This window comes from Sinobacterium norvegicum (assembly GCF_923077115.1).
GTDB lineage: Bacteria > Pseudomonadota > Gammaproteobacteria > Pseudomonadales > Sinobacteriaceae > Sinobacterium > Sinobacterium norvegicum.
In genome coordinates, this window is sequence record NZ_CAKLPX010000005.1 from 19,597 (window position 1) to 41,483 (window position 21,887).

At 48.6% G+C, this 21,887-nt stretch carries 18 protein-coding genes; 11 read left to right on the plus strand and 7 right to left on the minus strand.

Going from position 1 to position 21,887, the window contains the following annotated elements; genetic code table 11:
* Positions 1–17: 17 nt before the first annotated feature.
* The 7 genes from ftsA to L9P87_RS16455 all read left to right on the plus strand — a co-directional run bounded on the left by ftsA (position 18) and on the right by L9P87_RS16455 (position 9,272).
* A complete protein-coding gene (ftsA, locus tag L9P87_RS16425) occupies positions 18–1,250 on the plus strand; it encodes a cell division protein FtsA (protein WP_237445853.1) in 1,233 nt (410 codons plus the stop codon).
* Between the two features lie 49 nt (positions 1,251–1,299).
* On the plus strand, positions 1,300–2,475 hold the full coding sequence (ftsZ, locus tag L9P87_RS16430) for a cell division protein FtsZ (RefSeq protein WP_237445854.1): 1,176 nt from the start codon (positions 1,300–1,302) through the stop codon (positions 2,473–2,475).
* A gap of 113 nt (positions 2,476–2,588) precedes the next feature.
* Complete coding sequence (gene lpxC / locus L9P87_RS16435) at positions 2,589–3,503, plus strand: UDP-3-O-acyl-N-acetylglucosamine deacetylase (RefSeq protein WP_237445855.1); 915 nt, start codon at positions 2,589–2,591, stop codon at positions 3,501–3,503.
* Between the two features lie 114 nt (positions 3,504–3,617).
* The gene (locus L9P87_RS16440) at positions 3,618–4,553 is read left to right on the plus strand and encodes a M23 family metallopeptidase (RefSeq protein ID WP_237445856.1); all 936 of its coding nucleotides are present in this window, start codon (positions 3,618–3,620) and stop codon (positions 4,551–4,553) included.
* Positions 4,554–4,793: 240 nt separating this feature from the next.
* Positions 4,794–7,514, plus strand: coding sequence for a preprotein translocase subunit SecA (gene secA, locus L9P87_RS16445; protein WP_290368530.1), 2,721 nt, complete (start codon positions 4,794–4,796; stop codon positions 7,512–7,514).
* 99 nt (positions 7,515–7,613) lie between these two features.
* The gene (argJ, locus tag L9P87_RS16450) at positions 7,614–8,831 is read left to right on the plus strand and encodes a bifunctional glutamate N-acetyltransferase/amino-acid acetyltransferase ArgJ (RefSeq protein ID WP_237445857.1); all 1,218 of its coding nucleotides are present in this window, start codon (positions 7,614–7,616) and stop codon (positions 8,829–8,831) included.
* Positions 8,832–9,272, plus strand: a complete 441-nt coding sequence (locus L9P87_RS16455; protein WP_290368531.1) for a (deoxy)nucleoside triphosphate pyrophosphohydrolase — start codon at positions 8,832–8,834, stop codon at positions 9,270–9,272.
* 3 nt (positions 9,273–9,275) lie between these two features.
* Here L9P87_RS16455 and L9P87_RS16460 read toward each other — a convergent pair whose 3' ends face one another.
* The 5 genes from L9P87_RS16460 to pilB all read right to left on the minus strand — a co-directional run bounded on the left by L9P87_RS16460 (position 9,276) and on the right by pilB (position 14,054).
* Entirely contained in the window at positions 9,276–9,479 is a 204-nt protein-coding gene (locus tag L9P87_RS16460) for a DNA gyrase inhibitor YacG (protein ID WP_237445858.1), read from the minus strand.
* Position 9,480: 1 nt separating this feature from the next.
* On the minus strand, positions 9,481–10,080 hold the full coding sequence (gene coaE / locus L9P87_RS16465; RefSeq protein ID WP_237445859.1) for a dephospho-CoA kinase: 600 nt from the start codon (positions 10,078–10,080) through the stop codon (positions 9,481–9,483).
* An 85-nt stretch (positions 10,081–10,165) separates the two neighbouring features.
* Positions 10,166–11,053, minus strand: coding sequence for a prepilin peptidase (locus tag L9P87_RS16470; RefSeq protein WP_237445860.1), 888 nt, complete (start codon positions 11,051–11,053; stop codon positions 10,166–10,168).
* 35 nt (positions 11,054–11,088) lie between these two features.
* Entirely contained in the window at positions 11,089–12,312 is a 1,224-nt protein-coding gene (locus L9P87_RS16475; protein WP_237445861.1) for a type II secretion system F family protein, read from the minus strand.
* A 2-nt stretch (positions 12,313–12,314) separates the two neighbouring features.
* Complete coding sequence (pilB, locus tag L9P87_RS16480) at positions 12,315–14,054, minus strand: type IV-A pilus assembly ATPase PilB (RefSeq protein ID WP_237445862.1); 1,740 nt, start codon at positions 14,052–14,054, stop codon at positions 12,315–12,317.
* Between the two features lie 417 nt (positions 14,055–14,471).
* On the opposite strand from pilB, the gene L9P87_RS16490 reads away from it, so the two are divergent.
* The 4 genes from L9P87_RS16490 (at position 14,472) to L9P87_RS16510 (ending at position 18,037) form a co-directional block, all read left to right on the plus strand.
* Positions 14,472–14,867 (plus strand): pilin, encoded by a 396-nt coding sequence (locus L9P87_RS16490; RefSeq protein WP_290368534.1) that lies wholly within the window; start codon positions 14,472–14,474, stop codon positions 14,865–14,867.
* 78 nt (positions 14,868–14,945) lie between these two features.
* On the plus strand, positions 14,946–16,907 hold the full coding sequence (locus L9P87_RS16495) for a sulfatase-like hydrolase/transferase (protein ID WP_237445863.1): 1,962 nt from the start codon (positions 14,946–14,948) through the stop codon (positions 16,905–16,907).
* Positions 16,908–16,975: 68 nt separating this feature from the next.
* On the plus strand, positions 16,976–17,392 hold the full coding sequence (locus L9P87_RS16505) for a pilin (RefSeq protein ID WP_354001906.1): 417 nt from the start codon (positions 16,976–16,978) through the stop codon (positions 17,390–17,392).
* A 336-nt stretch (positions 17,393–17,728) separates the two neighbouring features.
* A complete protein-coding gene (locus L9P87_RS16510; protein ID WP_237445864.1) occupies positions 17,729–18,037 on the plus strand; it encodes a hypothetical protein in 309 nt (102 codons plus the stop codon).
* Between the two features lie 205 nt (positions 18,038–18,242).
* On the opposite strand, the gene L9P87_RS16515 is transcribed toward L9P87_RS16510, so the two are convergent.
* Both L9P87_RS16515 and L9P87_RS16520 read right to left on the minus strand, forming a co-directional pair.
* Positions 18,243–19,817, minus strand: coding sequence for a sulfatase-like hydrolase/transferase (locus L9P87_RS16515; protein WP_237445865.1), 1,575 nt, complete (start codon positions 19,815–19,817; stop codon positions 18,243–18,245).
* Positions 19,804–21,744, minus strand: coding sequence for an LTA synthase family protein (locus tag L9P87_RS16520; RefSeq protein ID WP_237445866.1), 1,941 nt, complete (start codon positions 21,742–21,744; stop codon positions 19,804–19,806). The genes L9P87_RS16515 and L9P87_RS16520 overlap by 14 nt, the downstream gene beginning before the upstream one ends.
* Positions 21,745–21,887: the final 143 nt, after the last annotated feature.

The window sequence follows — 21,887 nt, forward strand, 5'->3', positions numbered from 1 at the left end:
GCTTGGGAGAAACCGGGATGACTAACCCTCAACAGGGAAAAATGATAGTAGGCCTTGATATTGGAACCAATAAGGTTGTTGCTATTGTGGGTGAGATTGGTGCAGACGGCGGCGTTGAAATTGTCGGTCTGGGATCACATCAGTCCCGCGGTTTAAAAAAGGGTGTTGTGGTAAATATCGAGTCGACGGTCCAATCCATACAGCGTGCTATAGAAGAAGCCGAGTTGATGGCGGGCTGCCAAATACACTCTGTCTATGCCGGTATTGCCGGCAGCCATATTAATAGTTTAAATTCGCACGGCATCGTTGCGATACGAGATCGTGAAGTGTATCCCCTGGATATCGACCGTGTCATCGATGCGGCACAAGCGGTGGCAGTGCCGGCTGATCAAAAAGTTCTACATATATTGCCGCAGGAGTATGCCATTGATAATCAAGAGGGCATTAAAGAGCCTCTGGGAATGTCTGGTGTTCGTCTAGAAGCTAAAGTGCACTTGGTGACCTGTGCTGTTAACGCCGCTCAAAACATTGAAAAGTGTATTCGCCGCTGTGGACTAGAGGTTGACGATATTATTTTAGAGCAACTGGCCTCTAGCTACTCAGTATTGACCGATGATGAGAAAGAACTGGGCGTTTGTATTGTTGATATCGGCGGGGGAACCAGTGATATTGCGATCTTTACCGAGGGTTCAATCAAGCACACTGGCGTTATTCCTATTGCCGGTGACCAAGTCACTAACGATATTGCGATGGCATTGCGGACCCCGACACAGCATGCTGAAGAAATTAAAATAAAATATGCCTGCGCTTTAACGCAACTTGCCGGCGCCGATGAAACAATTAAAGTGCCCAGTGTGGGAGATCGTCCGCCGAGGAATCTATCGCGCCAGGCATTGGCCGAGGTGGTTGAGCCTCGCTACGATGAGCTATTTACGCTGGTTCAGGCTGAAATTCGCCGCAGCGGCTTTGAGGACATGATTCCCGCTGGTATCGTATTGACGGGTGGCACCTCGAAGATAGAGGGCGCTATTGAATTGGCGGAAGAGATATTTCATGCGCCGGTTCGTTTGGGGTATCCGACCAATATCAGTGGTTTAAAAGATATAGTAAGAAACCCTGTGTATGCGACAGGGGTTGGTTTGCTGCAGTATGCGGTGGATCAGCAGGGTGAAAGCGGCATCGTACAAAAAGAAAGGCAATCGCTGAGCTTTGTCGAGCGTGCCAAACAGTGGTTCCATGGAAATTTTTAAAGCGTTGTAACAGCACCAGCAACAGTGCAGATATAAAAGGGAGAACATTATGTTCGAGATGGTAGATAACGTACCGCAGAGTGCGGTAATTAAAGTCATTGGTGTCGGTGGAGGCGGTGGTAACGCTGTCAAACACATGATTACCAATAATGTTGATGGCGTCGATTTTATCTGCGCTAACACGGATGCACAGGCATTAGCTGATGTGGCCACGAAGACTGTCCTGCAGTTAGGCGGCGCTGTCACCAAAGGACTTGGTGCCGGTGCAAACCCTGCTGTTGGTCGTCAGGCTGCGATGGATGATCGTGAGCGCATTGCAGAAGTGTTAGATGGCGCTGATATGGTCTTTATTACCGCCGGTATGGGTGGTGGTACGGGTACTGGGGCGGCGCCGGTTGTCGCTGAAGTAGCTCGTGAAATGGGGATTTTGACCGTTGCTGTAGTGACCAAGCCGTTCCCATTCGAAGGCCGCAAACGAATGAAGATTGCTGACGAAGGCCTGAAAGAGCTGGGCGAGCATGTTGACTCATTGATTACCATCCCGAACGAGAAACTACTGTCGGTGTTGGGAAAGACCACATCGTTGCTCGATGCCTTTAAGGCCGCCAATGATGTTCTGTTAGGTGCGGTTCAAGGTATTGCCGATTTGATTATCCGCCCGGGTATGATCAATGTCGATTTCGCCGACGTGAAGACTGTCATGTCTGAAATGGGTATGGCGATGATGGGCACGGGCACTGCAACCGGCGACAATCGTGCGCAGGAAGCGGCTGAGGCAGCAATTCGCAGTCCGCTGCTGGAAGATGTGAATCTGCAGGGTGCACGCGGTATCTTGGTAAACATTACCGCAGGCTTGGATCTGTCGCTGGGTGAATTTACCGATGTCGGCGACACGGTTGAAGACTTTGCCTCTGATAATGCGACTGTTGTTGTCGGTACGGTTATTGACGCGGAGATGTCTGACGAGATCCGTGTGACTGTTGTTGCAACAGGCCTCGGCGATGATCTGCAGGAAGTGCCGGTCAAGCCTGTGGTGGACAACACACGAAAGTCTAATGGGCTGCCGAACTACAATGAGCTGGACCGACCAACGGTAATGCGTAAGCGAACAACAGATGCACTCAGCCCTAAGGCTGCAGCTGTTCCTGAGCCGAGCACTGCTGGCGCCGACAAAGACATGGAATATCTTGATATTCCAGCCTTTCTTCGTCGACAGGCCGATTAGTCCTAATGGGGTAAACCGTGGCGATTTGGTATCAGGATTTTATTCTGGTATAATCGCCGCCCCCCGCAATGCATGTGCAGTTTCTTGCGGGCATTCATAAGGTTAAAGAGTCGATGATTAAGCAACGTACGCTTCGAAATGCGATAAGAGCAACAGGTGTTGGTCTTCATACAGGTCAGAAAGTATATCTGAACCTCAAGCCAGCCCCTGCTAATACGGGCATTATTTTCCGTCGTGTGGATCTTGATCCCGTGGTTGAAATTCATGCCAAAGCCGACAATGTCGGCGATACAACGCTGTCTACCACCTTGGTAAATGGTGATGTACGTGTGTCTACCGTAGAGCATTTGTTGTCTGCAATGGCAGGTCTCGGCATCGATAATGCCTATATTGAATTAACCGCACCTGAAGTGCCGATTATGGACGGCAGTGCAGGTCCTTTTGTCTTTTTGATCCAGTCCGCTGGTATCGAAGAACAGAATGCGGTGAAGAAGTTTATCCGTATTAAACGCCCGATTACCGTGACCGATGGAGATAAGGTAGCCAGCTTCCTCCCTTTTGATGGCTTCAAAGTATCCTTCGCAATCGATTTTGATCACCCGGTGTTTAAAGGACGTAAAGTCGATGCCGAAGTTGATTTCTCCAGCACCTCGTTTGTGAAAGAAGTCAGCCGTGCGCGCACCTTTGGTTTTATGCATGAGATAGAATATTTACGCTCCAAGGGCTTGGCCCAGGGTGGTAGTGTTGATAATGCTATTGTTGTTGATGAATACCGTATCCTCAATGAAGGCGGTCTTCGCTATGAAGATGAGTTCGTCAAGCATAAAATCCTTGATGCCATCGGCGATTTATACCTGTTGGGTAACAGCCTAATCGGTGAGTTTAAGGCGTTTAAGTCAGGCCATGCGTTGAATAATGCGCTGTTGCATCAATTGATTGCAGAGCAAGATGCATGGGAAGTGGTGACTTTTGAAGATGGTGCAGAGTCGCCAATTTCATATATTAATGCGGCGGCTGTTGCGTCGTAAGCATTAGCAAATCATGATACAGGGGGCTTTAGGCCCCTTGTTTCGTATTTATTCATGAGAAAAAAGCTCGATAGGGATGGCGGCTGAAGTACTCCAAGTAGATTAGTTCGATTTATGAAGATAATTGTCGTAAGTGATCGTGGAGACCGTACCCACTCTTTTCACTTGAATAAACTGACACGGTATGGCGCGGCAGCCTTGCTGCTGTCATTGATCGTGGCGGTCAGTTTTTTCAGTTACAAGCTCTACTCGTTGAATTCGCAGGACGGATTTCAGCAGCAGGCTAATCAAACATGGTCGGTAAGACTTGATCGTCAACGCGGCGATATTGCCGATATACAGCAGCAGGCTGAGCGCGATTTGTCGGCTTTAACCTTGCAGATTGCCGATATTCAAAGCCGTTTGGTGCGTATCGATGCCTTGGGTCAACGTGTGGCTGAGGCTGCAAAGCTTGCAAAAGGCGAGTTTGACTTTAGTCGTAAGCCGGCTGTTGGTGGCCCAAGCTCGGCTGATGGCGATGCCACGCTTAATTATCAGCCGCCAGCCTTTATGGATTTAATTAACCAGCTCAACGCAGAGCTGAATGATCGGGAGCGTCAGCTCAAAATAATTAATGACATCATGGTGAACCGTGAGCAGAGCAGCGAAAGCTTTTTATCGGGTCGTCCGATTAAAAAAGGCTGGCTGTCCTCGCCTTTCGGTCGTCGTACAGACCCTTTTAACGGACGCATAGCGATGCACAATGGTGTCGATTTTGCTGGTGAGGAAGGCTCTAAGGTCATTGCTGTTGCTGCCGGTGTGGTGACATTTGAAGGGCGTATGAGTGGTTACGGAAATATGGTCGAACTGACTCACAGTAACGGTTACAAGACTCGCTATGCCCATAATGCCACACACCTTGTCAAAGTGGGGGATGTGGTTAAGAAGGGTGACCCTATTACCTTGATGGGCTCAACTGGTCGCTCAACCGGACCGCATGTGCACTTTGAGGTGTTGAGAAACGACGTCAAAGTCGACCCCTCTCGCTATATTTATCGCGCCAGTCGCTAGCCAGTTTAAATACCGAGCCCTTGGGACCACCCCAGGGGCTTTTTTTTGTTGTAAAAATGCCGTTTTTGTCCAGTAAATATGCTGGCTTGATTAAATAACCAGCATAATTGACAGTTGGTGATTTAAGCTCTTGCGAAACGTTGATGTATGGGTAAAACTGTAACGCTTTAAAATACTACCCGCTATTTTGGTTGTGCTGTATTAAGAGGGGAAAACCCCCCAGGTTTAACGAAGGTTATTATGATTGTTCGCTTGTTGAGAAAGATTCTAGGTACTAAAAACGATCGTGAACTGAAGCGAATGCGCAAGGTCGTTATTCAGGTTAACGGCTTTGAAGAATCGATGGCTGGCTTAGATGATGCGCAACTCTGCGCTAAGACAGGCGAGTTCAAACAGCGATTAAGCGATGGCGAAAGTCTCGATCAAATTCTACCCGAAGCCTTTGCCGTCTGTCGTGAAGCGAGTCAGCGGGTGATGGGGATGCGTCACTTTGATACCCAGCTAATCGGTGGTTTGACCCTGCATGAGGGTCGTATAGCAGAGATGCGGACGGGTGAGGGTAAAACCCTGGTGGCGACACTGCCGGTCTATTTAAATGCACTTGCCGGCGAAGGTGTCCACGTTGTTACCGTTAACGACTATTTGGCGGCTCGTGATGCAAACTGGATGCGCCCGTTATATGAATTCTTAGGGTTGAGTGTCGGCGTTGTTGTACCTCAGCAGGATCCGACCACCAAGCGTCAGGCCTATGCCAGCGATATTATTTATGGCACCAACAACGAATTTGGCTTCGATTATCTACGCGACAATATGTCGTTTTCAGCAGAGGAGCGCTTTCAGCGTGGCCGTAGTTTTGCCATTATCGACGAGGTCGACTCAATTCTCATCGATGAGGCCCGTACACCGCTGATTATTTCAGGCCCTTCTGAAGATCACTCTGAGCTTTATCGTAAGATTAACACCTTTATTCCGCAGCTAACCGCAGCCGTTATTGAAGAAGAGGGTGTCGAGCCTGTCGAGGGTGATTACACGCTGGATGAAAAGTCGCGTCAGATTGAATTAACGGAGGTTGGTCATACGGCGGTTGAGCAATGGCTGATCGCTAATAATATGCTGAAGGAGGGTGATAGCCTCTACTCGAGCACCAACCTCACCTTGTTGCATCACGTCCATACTGCGCTCAAAGCTCACGTGTTGTTTAAGGCCGATGTTGATTATATTGTTCAGGACAACGAGATCGTACTCATCGATGAGCACACTGGCCGTACCATGGCCGGTCGTCGTTTATCGGAGGGCCTACACCAGGCGATAGAAGCCAAAGAAGGTGTTGAGGTTCAGGCTGAGAGCCAAACACTGGCCTCGACAACCTTCCAGAACTATTTCCGTCTATACGACAAGCTGGCGGGTATGACCGGTACTGCAGATACTGAGGCCTTTGAATTTAATCAGATTTATGGCTTGGATGTGGTTGTTATACCCACCAACAAAGATGTTCTGCGTAAGGATTTGAACGACTTAATCTACCTCAGTAAAGAAGAGAAATTGAATGCTGTGGTGGAAGATATTCGCGAGTATCAGGCGAAGAAAGTGCCGATCCTGGTCGGTACCGCCTCGATAGAGTCGTCGGAAGAGCTTCACGCATTGCTGGTGAAAAGTAAGATTGAACACCAGGTATTGAACGCCAAGTTCCACGCCAAAGAGGCTGATATTATCGCTCAAGCAGGCCGCCCTGGTGCGGTGACCATTGCGACTAATATGGCTGGCCGTGGTACCGATATTGTATTGGGCGGTAATCTCGAATCTGAGATTGCAGCACTGAAAAACCCAACCGAAGATAAGATTGCCGAGCTAACCAAGGCCTGGGAAGAGCGTCACCAAGCGGTGCTTGATGCGGGTGGCTTACACATTATCGGTACGGAACGTCACGAATCTCGTCGTATTGATAACCAGTTACGTGGCCGTGCGGGTCGTCAGGGTGATCCCGGTTTGTCGCGTTTTTATCTGTCGCTGGAAGATAACCTGATGCGGATCTTTGCCTCAGAACGAGTGAAGAACTTCATGCAGGCGTTAGGCATGGAAAAGGGTGAGGCAATTGAACACCGCATGGTGACCAATGCCATCGAAAAAGCGCAGCGTAAGGTCGAAGGACGCAACTTCGATATGCGTAAGCAGTTGCTAGAGTTTGATGATGTGGCCAATGACCAGCGTCAGGTTATTTACGAGCAACGTAACCACCTACTAGAAGCCGAAGAGGTCGGTGAGATGCTGACCACTATCCGCGAAGACGTTGTCAGCGAGTTGGTGACTAATTATGTGCCCCCGCAAAGTATTGAAGAGCAGTGGGATGTACCGGCCCTAGAATCACAGTTAAAAGCTGATTTCGATTTGGAGTTGGCGGTTCAGCAGTGGCTGGACGACGACGACGACCTTCACGGCGACAGCCTGCATCAAAAGCTGGTCGAAACTGTCGAGCAGGCGTATCAGCAAAAGAGTGAAATTGTTGGGCCACAGATGCGACAGTTTGAGAAACACATTATGTTGCAGGTGTTGGATTCGCTTTGGAAGGAGCACTTGGCGACGATGGATCAGCTGCGTTCAGCAATCCATTTGCGTGCCTATGCTCAGAAGAATCCAAAGCAGGAATACAAGCGTGAGTCCTTTGAGTTGTTCCAGGATATGTTGCAAAACTTCAAACATGAGGTGGTGACATTCATGTCAAAGGTGCAGATCCGCGATGAAGATGCTGAGCGTTTAGAACAGCAGCGCCGCGAGCAGCAACAGCAGCAGTCACAGCTGGATTTACAGCATGAGTCTACCAGCGCCATAGCGCCGCCGGCAGATGCCGAAGCTGAGCAGCCGCAAAAGCAGGCGCCAGTGCGAGCGGGTCAAAAAGTGGGCCGTAATGACCCCTGTCCCTGTGGTTCTGGTCAGAAATACAAGCAGTGTCACGGCAAGCTATAATCATAGCGGTCTGATCAAAAGCGCCGTTGAAGGCGCTTTTTTTTTTATCAAATATTATCGCTGCAGCTGCGATAATAAAAAATATGCAAGGTGATAATAATGGCAGTAGGTAACGGTGATTTACCGGTGTTCTTCCCAATTAAAGGCTTTGCCTTAGGCACGGCCAGCGCCGGTATTAAAACCGCTGGGCGAAAAGACTTGGTGGTCATGGCAATGTCCAGCCAGGCGGTCACTGCCGGTGTGTTTACTAAAAACGCCTTTTGTGCGGCGCCAGTACATGTGGCCAAGCAACATTTATCGACTAATCAACCCAGTTACTTGCTGGTCAATACGGGCAATGCCAATGCCGGTACCGGCAAGCAGGGTATGGCCGATGCTTTGGCCAGCTGTGCCGCGCTTGGGGAACATGCGGGCACAAACACTTCAGCCGTGTTGCCATTCTCAACAGGGGTGATCGGCGAGCCATTGCCCGTGGATAAAATTGTCAGCGCCATCCCGGACGCCATTGCCGTATTAAGTGAAGATGGCTGGGTTGACGCCGCCAGCGGTATCATGACCACCGACACCCGCCCGAAAGGCGCGACCAGTAAGCTGCATCATAACGGCATTGAATTCAGCATCAGTGGCATTACCAAGGGTGCGGGTATGATCAAACCCAATATGGCAACCATGCTGGGCTATATCGCCACCGATGCCAAGGTGCCGCAGCCGTTGTTGCAGCAGATATTGACTCAGGCCTGCAACCAAAGCTTTAACCGCATTACCATCGATGGTGATACCTCGACCAATGACGCGTTGACGCTGACAGCAACCGGCGAGGGCGAGTTGGTTGTCGATGGCAGTGATAGCGAGTTGCTGGCACTCTTTTCCGATGCTATTACCGATGTGTGTATCCAGCTGGCGCAACTGTTAGTGCGTGATGGTGAGGGTGCCAGTAAATTTGTCACTGTCGATGTGCGTGGCGGTGAGTCAGAAGACGAGTGTTTAAAGGTGGCCTATACCGTGGCCGAGTCTCCACTGGTCAAGACGGCGTTGTTTGCCTCGGACCCGAACTGGGGGCGTCTGTTGGCGGCGATTGGTCGTGCCGGTGTCGACAATCTCGATGTCGATAAGGTGGCGGTCAGCCTCAACAACGTGGTGATTGCCGAGAACGGTTGTCGTGCTGCCAGTTACACTGAGGAAGCGGGACAGGCGGTAATGGATCAGGAAGAAATCACTATTCGGGTTGAGCTCAATCGCGGTGAGGCCAGTACCAAGGTGTGGACGACCGATTTGTCTCATGAGTATGTGCGTATCAATGCGGAATATAGAACCTAGGTGTCGTTGACTGAAAAGAAGGTAGTGGCTGTGGCCGTCGGTGTGATTATGCATGCAGATGGTGAGCATTGCCTCTTGGCTATACGGCCAGCAGGCAAGCATTTGGCGGGCTTCTGGGAGTTTCCAGGGGGCAAAGTGGATGGCGATGAGAGTGTCGAACAGGCGCTGTGCCGAGAGTTGCGTGAGGAGTTAGGTTTACAGGTGACATCTTCTTCAGCGCTGTTGGTACAGCATTTCGATTACCCAGAGAAATCCGTCGCGCTGCATACCCGTGTGGTCACAGACTTCGATAGCGGTATTACTTTGATGCTGGGTGAAGACGGACAGGGCAGTGAGGGGCAGCTGATACGATGGGTTGCTCTGGCTGACCTTGCGGAATACCAATTACCAGAGGCTAATGCGCCCATCGTCGATGCCTTGCTGGCTAAATATAACCGTTAGTCGTTATTCTGCAAGCTGGTCGAGGTCGCCAGACAGCAAGTCATCATAGACAGAATTGCCGGCAATAGTGCGCTGCTCGTTGCTCCAATCGATAAAGTCCGCATCCTTACAGCGTTTACTGCAGAAAGGGCGATCAGGGTTGTCCTTGCTGTAAAGTGTTGATTTTTTGCAGCTTGGGCAGGCGATAATCGGTTGTTTCTCGGTCATACTACTGTTCCTTTGCCAGGCTTAAATACAGTTGATGTAGGCGGGCAATCTCTCTATCTAATTGCTCAAAGCCCTGATCATTTAAAAGAATATCATCGCTTTTTTCTAGCCGTGTTTCACGGCTGGCCTGCTGGCTTAATATAGCCTCAACCTGCTCGCGGCTATTGTTATCTCGGCTCATGGTGCGTGAAATTTGCGTTTCCACTGGCACATCAACCAGCAGTACTCGGTTGCAGATTTCATTTTGGCCCGACTCAAACAGCAGTGGTGACACAAACAGGCAGTAGCTGGATTTTGCCTCTTCTAATTGGGTAAAAATCTCGGTGGCAATCAGTGGGTGTATCAGTTGTTCCAGCCACTGCTTCGACGCGGGGTTGGAGAACACTTCGCTACGCAGTTTGGCGCGGTCAAGACTGCCGTCAGCAAGTAGAATATCGTCGCCAAATTTCGCTGCAATATCGCGTAGTGCCGGCTTGCCGGGCTCAACCACAGTACGGGAGGCGACATCGGCATCGATAACATCGATGTTGAGTTTTTCGAAACGGTCTGAGACAGCGGTCTTGCCGCTGCCAATACCACCAGCCAAGCCTACGATATACATATCACGATTACTCTAAAGACAAAATAAAAACGCCATCATACGATGGATGGCGTTCTCTGGCTAGATTGAAGAGAGGAGCACGGCCTTAATTCATGCCGGCAAATTGCAGATAGGTTTGAGTGATGATATCGCCCCAGATCATGGCAATAAAACCGGCTGCGGCTAAGTAAGGGCCGAAGGGTAACGTGGCTTGGCTGTCGCGCTTGGCAACAACCATCAGCGTGATACCCACTACTGCGCCGACACCGGCAGACAGAATGATAATCAGCGGCAGCGCCTGCCAGCCCATCCAGGCACCGAGGGCGGCCAGTAGCTTGAAGTCGCCATAGCCCATGCCTTCCTTTCCTGTCAGCAGTTTAAACAGCCAGTAAATACTCCACAGGCTCATATAGCCAACAATAGCGCCCCAGAAACTGTCGCTAAAGCTGACGCCATCGAACACTAAAAAGTAATTGGCAATTAAGCCCGCCCACATCAGGGGCAAGGTAATGCTGTCGGGTAACAGTTTGTGATCGGCATCGATCAGCGTCAGCGAGATCAGCGACCAGGTAAAGAACAGCGCCAGCAAGCCTGCAGCGGTCAAGCCAAAGTGCTGGATGACAAACACCGACAGCATGGCCGTGACAAATTCGACGATGGGGTAGCGCGGCGAGATCGCCGTCTTGCAGCTGCTGCACCTGCCACGTTGAACAGCGTAACTGATCAGCGGGATATTCTCCCAGGCGCGAATCTTATGGCCACAACCGGGACAGGTGGAATCCGGCACAGCCAAATTAAAGCGCTGATCCTGCGGCGGCAGCTTGGGGAGATCGTCGGGGTCAAATTCCTCAATTTCTTGCCGCCAGTCCCGCATCATCATCAGCGGCAGGCGGTAAATAACCACATTGAGAAAGCTACCAATCAGCAGGCTGATGGCTGCGACAATCGCGATGGATGTCGCAGGGTGTTGATTAAAATAGTCTAGGTACTGCATAAAACCTGTTTATTATGAATGATGATGTAATTTATTTAGATGGCAGAGCCAATTGTGAATATTGGCATGTACATGGCCAGTAGTAAAACACCGACGACGACACCGAGCACGGCCATAATCAGTGGCTCCATTAATGACGTCAGATTGTCCACCGCGTCATCAACCTCTGCCTCATAGTGGTCGGCCACTTTTGCCAGCATGTCATCTAAGGCGCCTGACTCCTCGCCGATGGCTACCATCTGAATCAGCAGGTTGGGGAATAAATCGGTAGCCTTAATTGAACCGTTAAGCGAGTTGCCCGATGTGACGTCGTCACGAATTTTATTGATGGCGCGGTAGTAAACATCGTTACCGGCGGCGCCGGCAACAGAATCCAATGATTCAACCAGGGGGACACCGGCGGCAAAGGTGGTCGATAGGGTTCGACTAAAGCGTGCCATCACCGACTGGTAAATAATATTGCTGATCAGTGGTGCTTTTAACAGTACGCGGTCAACACCATCAGAGAAGGGTTTGGAACGAGCCCTGGCCTGATTAAAGGCAACGACGAATAGGACAACGCCAATTATCATTGCCAGCGTCCAGGTTTGCATGAATTCTGAGGCGGCGACCACAAACAGCGTAATGGCGGGGAGCTCTGCGCCAAAGGCGTTGAACGTGGCGGCAAACTGGGGCACTACATAAATCAACAATATGCCGGTGACAATCACGGCGACGGCAATAACTGCCATCGGGTAGGTCATCGCCTTCTTGATTTTCTTTCTAACCAGCTCGCTTTTTTCTTTGTACAGGGCGACGCGATCGAGCATGGTCTCCAGTGAACCAGATTGCTCACCTGCCTCAATCAGGCTGCAAAAGAGGCTGTCGAAATGACTGGGGTGGCGGCGAATGCTGTCGGCCAGGCTGGTACCGCCGGCGACATCGTCACGAATTTCTAACACCAGTTCGGCCATGCTGGGGTTGTCCAAGCCCTCGGCAACAATCTCAAAGGATTGCATCAGCGGCACACCGGCCTTCATCATGGTGGCGAGCTGGCGGGTGAAAACAGTGATGTCGGAGGACTTAATCGGTTTCTTGCTGACGAAGAGGGGCTTGGCTTTCTTCTTTATTTTGGTGGTATTGATACCTTTCTTGCGCAGCTGCGCCTTGGCCAGGGCAACAGAGGCGGTGTTGATCTCGCCGGTGGTCTTGCGCCCCTGGCTGTCTTTGCCCTCGTAGGTATAGGTGGAGCCTTTGACTGCTTTTGCTGCTGTTGCCATGTTTAATCCTTGGTTACTCGGTTCACTTCTTCCAAGCTGGTCAAGCCCTGTGCTGCTTTCAGCAGTGCAGAGCGTCTTAAATTATTAAAGCCTTCTTTGCGACATTGATCATCAATATCGATGGCGTTACCCTCTTCCATAATAATGCGGGCAATGCTATCGGTAATGCGAACCACTTCATAAATACCGACACGGCCCTTATAGCCGTTATTGCATTTGCTGCAGCCATCGGGCTTGTGCTGTCTTAAGGTCAGGCTGTCCAGCTCCTCTTCTTTAAAGCCCTCTTTGATTAAGGTTTCTCGGGGCACATCTGTCAACTCTGTTGAGCATTCCTTACACAGACGACGGGCTAGCCGCTGAGCGATGATCAGGCTGACGGTGGTGGCGAGGTTGAAGGCCGGCACCCCCATGTTGAGTAATCGTGTAATTGTCTCGGCGGCGCTGTTGGTGTGCAGCGTCGACATCACCATGTGACCTGTTTGCGCCGCTTTAATGCCGATCTCGGCGGTCTCCAAGTCACGAATCTCACCAACCATGATAATGTCCGGGTCCTGACGCAGAAATGAACGCAGCGCCTCGGAGAAGCCCAGGCCCACCTTGGGGTTGACGTGAACCTGGTTAATGCCCTCGAGGTTGATTTCTACCGGGTCCTCGGCGGTGGAGATGTTACGTTCCTCGGTGTTGAGGATATTCAAGCCGGTATAGAGGGAGACGGTCTTACCCGAACCAGTAGGCCCCGTCACCAGAATCATGCCCTGGGGCTGGTGCAAGGCCTGCAGATACATTTCCTTCTGGTCGTCCTCGTAGCCGAGCGCCTCGATGCCCATCTGGGCGCTGGTGGGATCGAGTATCCGTAGCACCACTTTCTCGCCCCACAGTGTCGGCAGGGTATTGACCCGGAAGTCGATGGCGCGCTTTTTAGACAGCTTCAGCTTAATGCGGCCATCCTGCGGGATGCGGCGTTCAGAGATATCCATCTCGGACATGACTTTTAAGCGGGCAGTCAGCTTGGCGGCCAGGGCCAGCGGTGGCCGCGACATTTCTTTCAATACGCCGTCGGTTCTGAAACGGACGCGGTAGGCTTTTTCGTAGGGTTCGAAGTGTAGGTCGGAGGCCCCCATTTTAATGGCATCGAGTAGCATCTTGTTAATAAACTTAACAATGGGGGTGTCGTCGATGGCGCTGCTATCATCTTCTTCTGCGCCCTTGCCGGAGGTGTCGGGGCCAACGTCGAGGTCTTCTAAGCCGTCATCCAAGTCGCCAAAGTCGACGGCGCTGTCGCCGTCGTTATCGACCAAGGCCTTGATGTAGTCGGCCAGCAAGGCCTCATTGACCAGGACAGAGTCGGTGCTTAAACCGGTGTGGAACTGAATCTCATCCTGGGCGCGGAAATTGGTGGGGTCGGACACGCCGATAAACAGGCGGTTACCTCGTTTAAACAGCGGAATGGCATGGTGTTTCTGCACCAACGCAATAGCCACTAAATCGGCGGGTATGGCCTCAGGGTTAAGGCTGCTTAAATCGAACAGCGGGTTACCAAACTCTTCGCTGGCGGACTGAGCGATGGCTGCGGCGTCAATCAGGCCGCTGCTCACCAAATGACTGACAAAGGGGGTTTTCTGTTGATGCGCTGTGCTCCACGCCTGCTGGGCGTCAGCCTCGTTAATCAGCTCATCTTTTACCAGTCGGCGAGCAAGGCCGCTGAGCGGGGCTACCGTCGATGTGGACGTCGGTTTCGTCATGAATAGTGCTGCACTTTATTATAAGTAATATGGCTGACGCGAATAAAAAGGCAGCCTGAGGCTTAACCCGTTGAAAAATAGCGAAAGCATTTATGCCAAGTATAAGTTGTAGCATATATTTATCTGCCTGTGAGTGGAAGAGCTGGCAGGGGGCAATTGTTGCAAATGTTAACGGCGTTACGGATTCCCGGTATGGGCAACGGATACGGTGAAGAGACTATGGCGAGACACACAAGGTGACAATAATTGTCACTTTGTGTGTTTTTGTGTGAGTTGCTGCCAGTGTTTTTAGCTAAGTTGTTGACTAATATGCTTCCACTATGAACAATAGTGCCGGCTTTGAGGTGTTGGCACAGCTGTTGCTATCTTACAGTCACCTATAAGAAAAATCCTTTTCTAGAATTTTGGAGAGTTACAATGAAGAAACAACAATCAGGTTTTACCTTAATCGAACTATTGGTCGTGGTAGCGATCATGGGTATTCTCGCCGCTGTTGCCCTGCCTCAGTACCAGGCCTATGTGGCTCGTTCTGAAGTAGCCAAGGCGCATGCTACTATGGCTCAGTTTATTAGCCCAATTGAGGCAGCAATTCTTCGTGGCGACACTTCTGATGATCCAGAAGGTTGGAATTCAGGCGCCCTAAACGGTGTTGATTTGACTCTGAGCATGGGTACTGGTGCAACAATTGTTGCTGATAACTTTACCAACGGTTCGTTAAGCGGTGGTAGCGTGACTTTAACGCGCACAGCTTCTTCAGGTGCTTGGGCGTGTAGCTCTTCAGGTATCTCTGAATACTCTCCTAAAGGCTGCTAATTATAGCGGTTGTCGAGAAAGCCCGTTTACGGGCTTTTTTTTCGTTTGTTATTTTATGTTTTCCTACGGGGGCTTGCTTTGAAGCGGTACTTGCAGTGTTTTTTGGTGTTTGTTGTTGTTCATTTATTGATAATGATCTCGTCGATGATCGGGTTTATCGAGTTTGCGACTATGGGGTCGACTACGCCAACCCATGTGTCTGCAGCGTCAATATTTACCACCGATTTTAAATATCAACTGTTTCAATACCTATTCAGCACCACTGTGGTTTTGCTGATGCTATCCGCTGCCTGTCAGTACAGTTGGAGTAGGCTGCTGGATACACCGCTCAAAGAACAGATTGAAAGTCGTGCGGGTTTTGTCCTGTGGTTGCTCCTGCACTGGTGCGCCATTCTTTTTGTTAATACGCTTTACTACCCCAACTCAATTTATGGTGTTGGGCTCGCGGGTTATTATGTCTTACTGACTCTGAGTCTTATCTTGCTGGCAGGCTATCTTCTGGTGCTGTGTCATCAATTGCTCGCCAGGCCCAGACGCTTTTTGGTCTTGGTTCCAGCGCTGGCCTTGTCTTTGATTGGTCTGGATTATTCTCGTCAACCGGTGACAGATACGCAGGCAGAGCTGAGCCAGCCCAATATTATTATTATTGGGGTCGATTCCTTGCAATCGAAGCTGATTAATAATCAGCAGTGGGGTGAGGCTCATATGCCGGAACTGCGCTCCTATTTAGATGATAGTCATAACTTGACCAATGCCTATACCACGCTGGCGCGAACCATGGTGGCCTGGACGTCGATACTGACTGGGCAGACACCGCCGCAGCATGGTATTCGAGTGAATTTACAAGATTTTGCCGACTTGGAGCCGGGTTATGACCAATTCCTGAATTATATAAAAAGCCTTGGTTACCAAACTACCTATGCGATAGATGAACGCCGTTTTAGTAATATCGGTGTCGACTTTGGTTTTGATCAGGAGTTGGGTCCAAAAAACGGTTTTGCCGATTTTATTATCGGCACTCTCGGCGAAAACCCGCTTGAAAGCGTGGTCCAGCTAACGCCCTTTGGCAAGTATTTATTTCCCTATACTCATGTCAATCGTGCAGTTTATGGCACCTATCGACCTGAGCGCTATAATTCTTTATTAAATGATTTTATTGTCGCCAGAGATAGATCAAAGCCACAGTTCTTGGCCATGCATTTCACTCTGCCTCATCACCCGTTTTCCTGGGCTGATTCTGAGCATAACGGTAATGACAGAAAGATATATCGGCTCTACCCTGATGATAAGGTTGAGCGAGTATTTCCATACTATGTCAAAACGTTAGAGCGTACTGATGAGCAGTTGGCGGTGTTTATGGATGACTTGAAGCAAGGTGGAATGCTGGATAATGCAATTGTTTACTTTATCTCAGATCACGGTGAGGGCTTCCCCCGGATGGATGAGGGCGAGTCGTTCGAATATGGGCATGGAACCTACAGTGGTGACTTGACTCAGTACAAGGTTCTGATGGCCTATTCCGTGTTTAAAAACGGAGTTTCTGTTACCTCGCGTACGGATGATGATCGGGTCGCTTCGGTTATCGACATCGCGCCAACACTTGTTGAGCAGTTGGGTGGGGAGACGACTGATTTCGAATTCTCTGGTTTATCATTGCTTGGCGATAATATTGCGCCAGATCGTGTGGTGTTTACTGAGTCTGGATTTACGCTGATGTCGGTGCAGGTGGACACACCGGATCAGTTGGAGGTGTTAAAAGAGGGGTTGAGTGCCTATTGGCCGCTGCCCAATGGCAAGGTGGTTTTTGATCCGGCGCTAATACCGAACTTGATCGCCAGCAAGAGCCGCAGCGCTATAACAAGAGACCGGGTGTTAACCGTGACCAAAACTGGAGAGGCGTATATTGATTTGTATAATAATCTGCCGGATAGCGAGGATCAGGCGGCCTATGAGTTTCTTGTTCCGGCGCTGTGTCGTGAGTATCAAGCTGAGATAGGTGCCAGTGCTCGATGCCATAAGGTGTTGACGGACGCCAAATAACCCAAGTTTGCGCCAAGGGTCTGTTGGGAGTCTATACTTTACAGACCTTTTATTGGCAGGATGCCGTTATGGATAGTTTCAATGGATTTACGCTAGTCGAGCTTCTTTTTGTTGTTGCTATTGTTGGCATACTTTCCGCAGTTAGTTTCCCTGTATATCAGGGGTATGTGTATAGGAGTGAAGTTCAAGGTTTGCACAGTGCGATGATAAACTTTATCACCCCGATAGAAGACGAAATTTTAGCTGGAAATATCTCTCCAGTAGCCGCTGATGTAGTTCTGGACGAGACCGCTGAGGCATTGGTCGACGGGGTGACTGTAACCATGGCTTTCAATGAGAGTAGTGGTACTATCGAAGGGAAGTATGGGGATAAGTCGGGCCTGCTTACCGGTGAGGTGTTGGCGCTAGGAAGAACCGTCGAAGGGGGTTGGCTGTGTTTCTGGAGTGGGGCGGAAGATTACGCCCCCCAGGGTTGTGGGAATTAAGGGTATGGACGCCAGGAGTTGCGCTTTAGATTTAGCGGCACCGGTATCGGTGTCCGAAATGGATGCCTTGTAATTGCGTAAAGTGAGTCTGGCTTATGGTGTGATGCTAGATTTCCTTTCTTGCTAATACCTGCCCCGTTTAGTGTGACATTCTCCTCGTGCTCGATGGCTTCGTAATTACCGCATAAGCAGTGGTGGGATTCTTGCTTTAGTTTAAGATATAGCACAAATGTTGAAATATGAGGTTCTGAGGTTTTAGCCATGCTCCGCATTCTTAGGTATCTAAATTGGAATCAAAGAGAATAAATAGGCTGGCTGCTTATTCTGGTATAATCCATGCATATTGATAGTGCAGGATGGTTTAAACCTGTCAGTGAAGAAAATCGAATTAAGAATTTATGCACGGAGATTGTAATGAATAAGTCAATATTGGGTGTTGGAATTTGTTTTATTATATTTAGCGCGCCAGCAAGTGCGTATTTAGATCCTGGTACGGGTAGCATGGTTATACAGGTGCTGATTGCTGGTATATTGAGCGCGCTTTTCGCCATTAAGACATATTGGTACAGTTTGAAGAGGGCGGTAAAGCGTTTTTTTGGGCGGGAGCAGGTGGTCAGTAAGCCGGAAGAGGTGGATATTAATTAGCCCTATCTAGTTGGCTGGTGTTTGTTGTGTGTAATAGAAGTTTGGTACTGATTCAGCAACTTCGATATTTACCCCGGTCGGTTCATCTTTCTGTTGCTGTTGAGTTCTAGCCAAATGGCTTCGAACCTAGATAAGGGCTGTTGATTGGACAGCTTGGCATATTCAATTCCTTATCGCCAGTGGTGAATGATATAGGAGGAGATACCTAGATCCCCTCCTCATTGAAGTTGATTTTTTGTAAAATATAAGGTGTTGAGTAGTTTGAGTCATAATAACTCTCTTCAAGCATTGAAGTGGGTTTCTGCTCATTCGGGTTGAGAATGTAGCGAAATAGGTTGACTGGGCTGGTGAAGTTAATCTCCTCATTGTTCGGCGCAAGGATTGACATTAATATGGCGGATCGGCCGTCATAATAGTCGCGGTCTCGCTCGCCTCGTTGATTGATTAACTGAGGGCCATGATCCGACTGCAAAATAATAATCGGTGTTTTTTGGCTGTTCTGGAGAATGCTAGCGATAACTTCTGCGATCTTTTTGTTAACGAATTGGAGCTGTTCTTTGTAGCCTTCTCTGTCGCTCCAAAGTCTTTTTTGAAATTCAAACTGGTCCGATAGATTGGCCTCTCTTAATATGTTTCCGTCTTTATCGAAAAGATAAGGATGGTGGGGCATTACGATATGTGAGAAGACAAATTTCTTGCCGCTGACTTTTTGGGGGATGCTGGCAAGGGTGTCAAAGTTGTTTAGGTGACATTGGGCTAGGCTTTGGCTCGCCCAGCTATTAAATATCTGAAATGCAGAGCCTTCAATTAATACTCGAATGAAATCGTTCTGAATAGCGGATGTGTTGCAGTTGTATTCAATGTTGGCGTAAGGGTTTGTAAGGGTGGGTCCTGATGTGGAGTCGATATGCACGAATTGGTAGCCTTGTTTTTTTAGCTCTTGTGATACGAGGCTGTTTCTAATGTGAGGGATAAAAGGAGATTTATCTTTGCCTTGTTGAAGCACTTTTACCTTCATGTTATGTAGGTATTCCATGTTAAGGCTGCTGGCTAATGAGAGGAATGTCCAAGAATAGTTGGATCGTGCATTGGCGATAGTGTTGAAGCCTAGATTCTCGAGTGAATCTAAAAAATCTGAGTTATCGAAGTTGTAGTGTTTTTCAAGCGTGTCGGCTCTAGCGTATCCGTCGAGAATTATATAATAGATGTCGGCGCCGCCATTGAGAGTATTGGCGTTGTTAATACCTACCAGGCTATCCTGATCATCGGGAATAGAGGGCGTGGTGAGGATTTTCATGAGCGGTGTTAGGGTGAGAGATAATGAAAAAATGATAAGAATATAATTAGTGCGTAGTAAGTTTTTAGCTGAAGACTTTTTGATAAAATAGGCGGTTAACAATAGGGCGAAGATTGAGAAGGATATGAGTGAGGCGTGGATCGAATCTTTCATCCCCGCGTCGTCGATGTTTATGCTCCCGGCGGTTATTTGTTGGCTTAGGTTCCACTTGTAAAGTTCATGAAAAATATGGCCGTAGCTGATGATAATTAATATTGTTGTGACGGCCATTACTGTTGCCGCTGAACTTTTTTTCGAATAGTAGCGGTAAAAGGTATAGCAGATGGCTAGGATAAGCCCGCCTATGCACAAAGATGTTGCTCCAGCGAGAATAACAATGTTTCCTTCGGCGCTGTTCTTGTACATTGAGTATAGAAAAAGTACAGGGTAAATAGACAAAAGTAGCGGCGGAGTGATTTCTAATAATAATTTATTTTTTTTCATATGGCAGCTCGTTAATATGGTCGATAATTTTTCTTGAGATTAGTTGATCCAGAAGAACATCTTGTATTGGCAGCTCTTTATTCTCAGTCGTATCGATATCTTCGATAGTGATTTTTTCAAAGCTGGGGCTGATTATCTGTCCGTTGTGGATGTAGGTATAAGCATCTCCAGGCCAGGAAAGTGCAGCACGCTGATCATTGCCGATGAGTAAATTGGTCCCAATCATACCGTAAACTGGAGGAGTTCCTAATAGGTGCAGTATTGTTGGAGGCAGGTCATGTAGTCCTCCATGGGTATTTCTGTAGTTGCTGGCAGCGCTTTGGATCAGGGCCTCTTCGCCAGGGATGTAGATCATAAATATAACTTTATCCTGCTCGGCAGAGAAGATTTTTTGATCAAGGCCTGGTGGTGGATTCCTGGTGCCAAGCCCACCCCGATCATGATCGCCATAGATGACGAAGACTGTGTTGTTGAGTTGTTGTTCCTGCTTCATTTTTTCAAAAAAATTCTTCAGTGCATCATCAGCATATGAGGCAGAGGCTAAATAGTCAGCAGTCAGCCCGAATTCATTTTTATTCAGGTCTGTGTAGGGTTGGCGAAACTCGCTCGGGATATAGATGTAGGGGTGGTGGCTGGATAGGGAAATAATAAAATTGAAACTAGGTTGATTTTTGTTGGCAATATTCTCGGCTACAAAAGAGTAAACGGCATTATCCGAGGCGCCCAGGCCTAGTTTGCTACTGGTAGGGTAGCTTTCCTTGAAATACATTTTCTCTATGCCGTAGGCGGGGTGTGCGACGGCTCGATTCCAAAACTGTTTCTTGTATCCATGGTAGGAATATGACGAATAACCAATTTCTGCAAGTGTTTTTGGTAGGGTTGTGAATGAAGATGAAACGATCCCGAGCTGTGCGGGCTTTCGTGTATCGGGAAGTAGACCTGTCATAATGGCAAACTCTGCATCCGATGTTCTGCCTAGATGGGTGACGTCAAATATATAATCCCAGTAAAGAGATTTGGTCCTCAATGTATTCAAAAACGGGGTGACTTCATGCCCGTTATATTCGTAATCTATGAGAAAGTTCTGTAGGCTTTCGAGCTGGACAAAAACAATATTTCTATTTTTGGCGATGCCATAGAGTTCAGTGTGTGTAGAGTTTAGTTTTTGTTTTTCCTCTAGGTGCTCTTCTATCTGATTTTTTATGTTTGTAGCTAGCTCGGGTTTCCTCCATGCATCAGTCGTCACTTCTATTGCGTTAACTAGGTGGTAATTGAAGAGCCCGAAAGTAGTTGCATATGAGAAGTTTGAAAACTTAGATCCCCAGTGATGCTCTGGTAATACCCATTTCTCTCTGCCAATATGATGAGTGTTTTCATAAATGGGCGTGTTGTTAGCGCTGTAGGCCGTTAAAGTGAAAAACGCAAGGAAGGCGACGAGCCATATTGCTCGCATGTTAAGTCGCAATCTTTCGACAAATTTAGGATGGATCCTGAACTTGCTGGTACTACCTATTATGGTGAAGGCGGCGATAGGTATGACAAAAAGTAATGGAGTGAGACTGCTGAATGTAATGAGGTTAAATAGGCTGTGTTTGACGTCTCCAAGTTGGCTTACTGAAGACAGCATTGACAGAGAGCTAACTGTCCCAAAAAAGCTCCAGTAGGCATAATCGCCAATGGTAATCAGTGCAGATAGCAGGGCGAATGCTGTTATCGTCACCCAGCGAAATTTAAATGGAAATAATAATGAGGCAGAGATAACACCTAATGGCCAAAGAAAAAGCCAGCGGAAGTATGGCATCGGCTCGGTGCTGGGTATGACTTGAATGAAAAAGCTGACTTCCAAATAAACGACAAAACAGGTGAAGTAGGCGAGTACGGCTGCCTCAGACCACCAAGGAAGGTTTCGAGATAATTTTTTATTCACGTGTGTATTGCAGCCGGTTTTTATTTATTGGAGTTTAACTATTATTCTGCTAGGCAGTAGAGGAAATATGTTATCACATAAATATGTTTTAAATGGTAAGAGTTCGATTTTGTTTTTAGGTTTTTTGGTGAGCGCAGATAAAA

Bases quoted from the DNA above. Each gene is read 5' to 3' on its own strand.
- ftsA (WP_237445853.1), top strand. From the start codon at position 18: ATGACTAACCCTCAACAGGGAAAAATGATAGTAGGCCTTGATATTGGA.
- ftsZ (WP_237445854.1), top strand. From the start codon at position 1,300: ATGTTCGAGATGGTAGATAACGTACCGCAGAGTGCGGTAATTAAAGTC.
- lpxC (WP_237445855.1), top strand. From the start codon at position 2,589: ATGATTAAGCAACGTACGCTTCGAAATGCGATAAGAGCAACAGGTGTT.
- L9P87_RS16440 (WP_237445856.1), top strand. From the start codon at position 3,618: ATGAAGATAATTGTCGTAAGTGATCGTGGAGACCGTACCCACTCTTTT.
- secA (WP_290368530.1), top strand. From the start codon at position 4,794: ATGATTGTTCGCTTGTTGAGAAAGATTCTAGGTACTAAAAACGATCGT.
- argJ (WP_237445857.1), top strand. From the start codon at position 7,614: ATGGCAGTAGGTAACGGTGATTTACCGGTGTTCTTCCCAATTAAAGGC.
- L9P87_RS16460 (WP_237445858.1), bottom strand. From the start codon at position 9,479: ATGACCGAGAAACAACCGATTATCGCCTGCCCAAGCTGCAAAAAATCA.
- coaE (WP_237445859.1), bottom strand. From the start codon at position 10,080: ATGTATATCGTAGGCTTGGCTGGTGGTATTGGCAGCGGCAAGACCGCT.
- L9P87_RS16470 (WP_237445860.1), bottom strand. From the start codon at position 11,053: ATGCAGTACCTAGACTATTTTAATCAACACCCTGCGACATCCATCGCG.
- L9P87_RS16475 (WP_237445861.1), bottom strand. From the start codon at position 12,312: ATGGCAACAGCAGCAAAAGCAGTCAAAGGCTCCACCTATACCTACGAG.
- pilB (WP_237445862.1), bottom strand. From the start codon at position 14,054: ATGACGAAACCGACGTCCACATCGACGGTAGCCCCGCTCAGCGGCCTT.
- L9P87_RS16490 (WP_290368534.1), top strand. From the start codon at position 14,472: ATGAAGAAACAACAATCAGGTTTTACCTTAATCGAACTATTGGTCGTG.
- L9P87_RS16505 (WP_354001906.1), top strand. From the start codon at position 16,976: ATGGATAGTTTCAATGGATTTACGCTAGTCGAGCTTCTTTTTGTTGTT.
- L9P87_RS16510 (WP_237445864.1), top strand. From the start codon at position 17,729: ATGCATATTGATAGTGCAGGATGGTTTAAACCTGTCAGTGAAGAAAAT.
- L9P87_RS16515 (WP_237445865.1), bottom strand. From the start codon at position 19,817: ATGAAAAAAAATAAATTATTATTAGAAATCACTCCGCCGCTACTTTTG.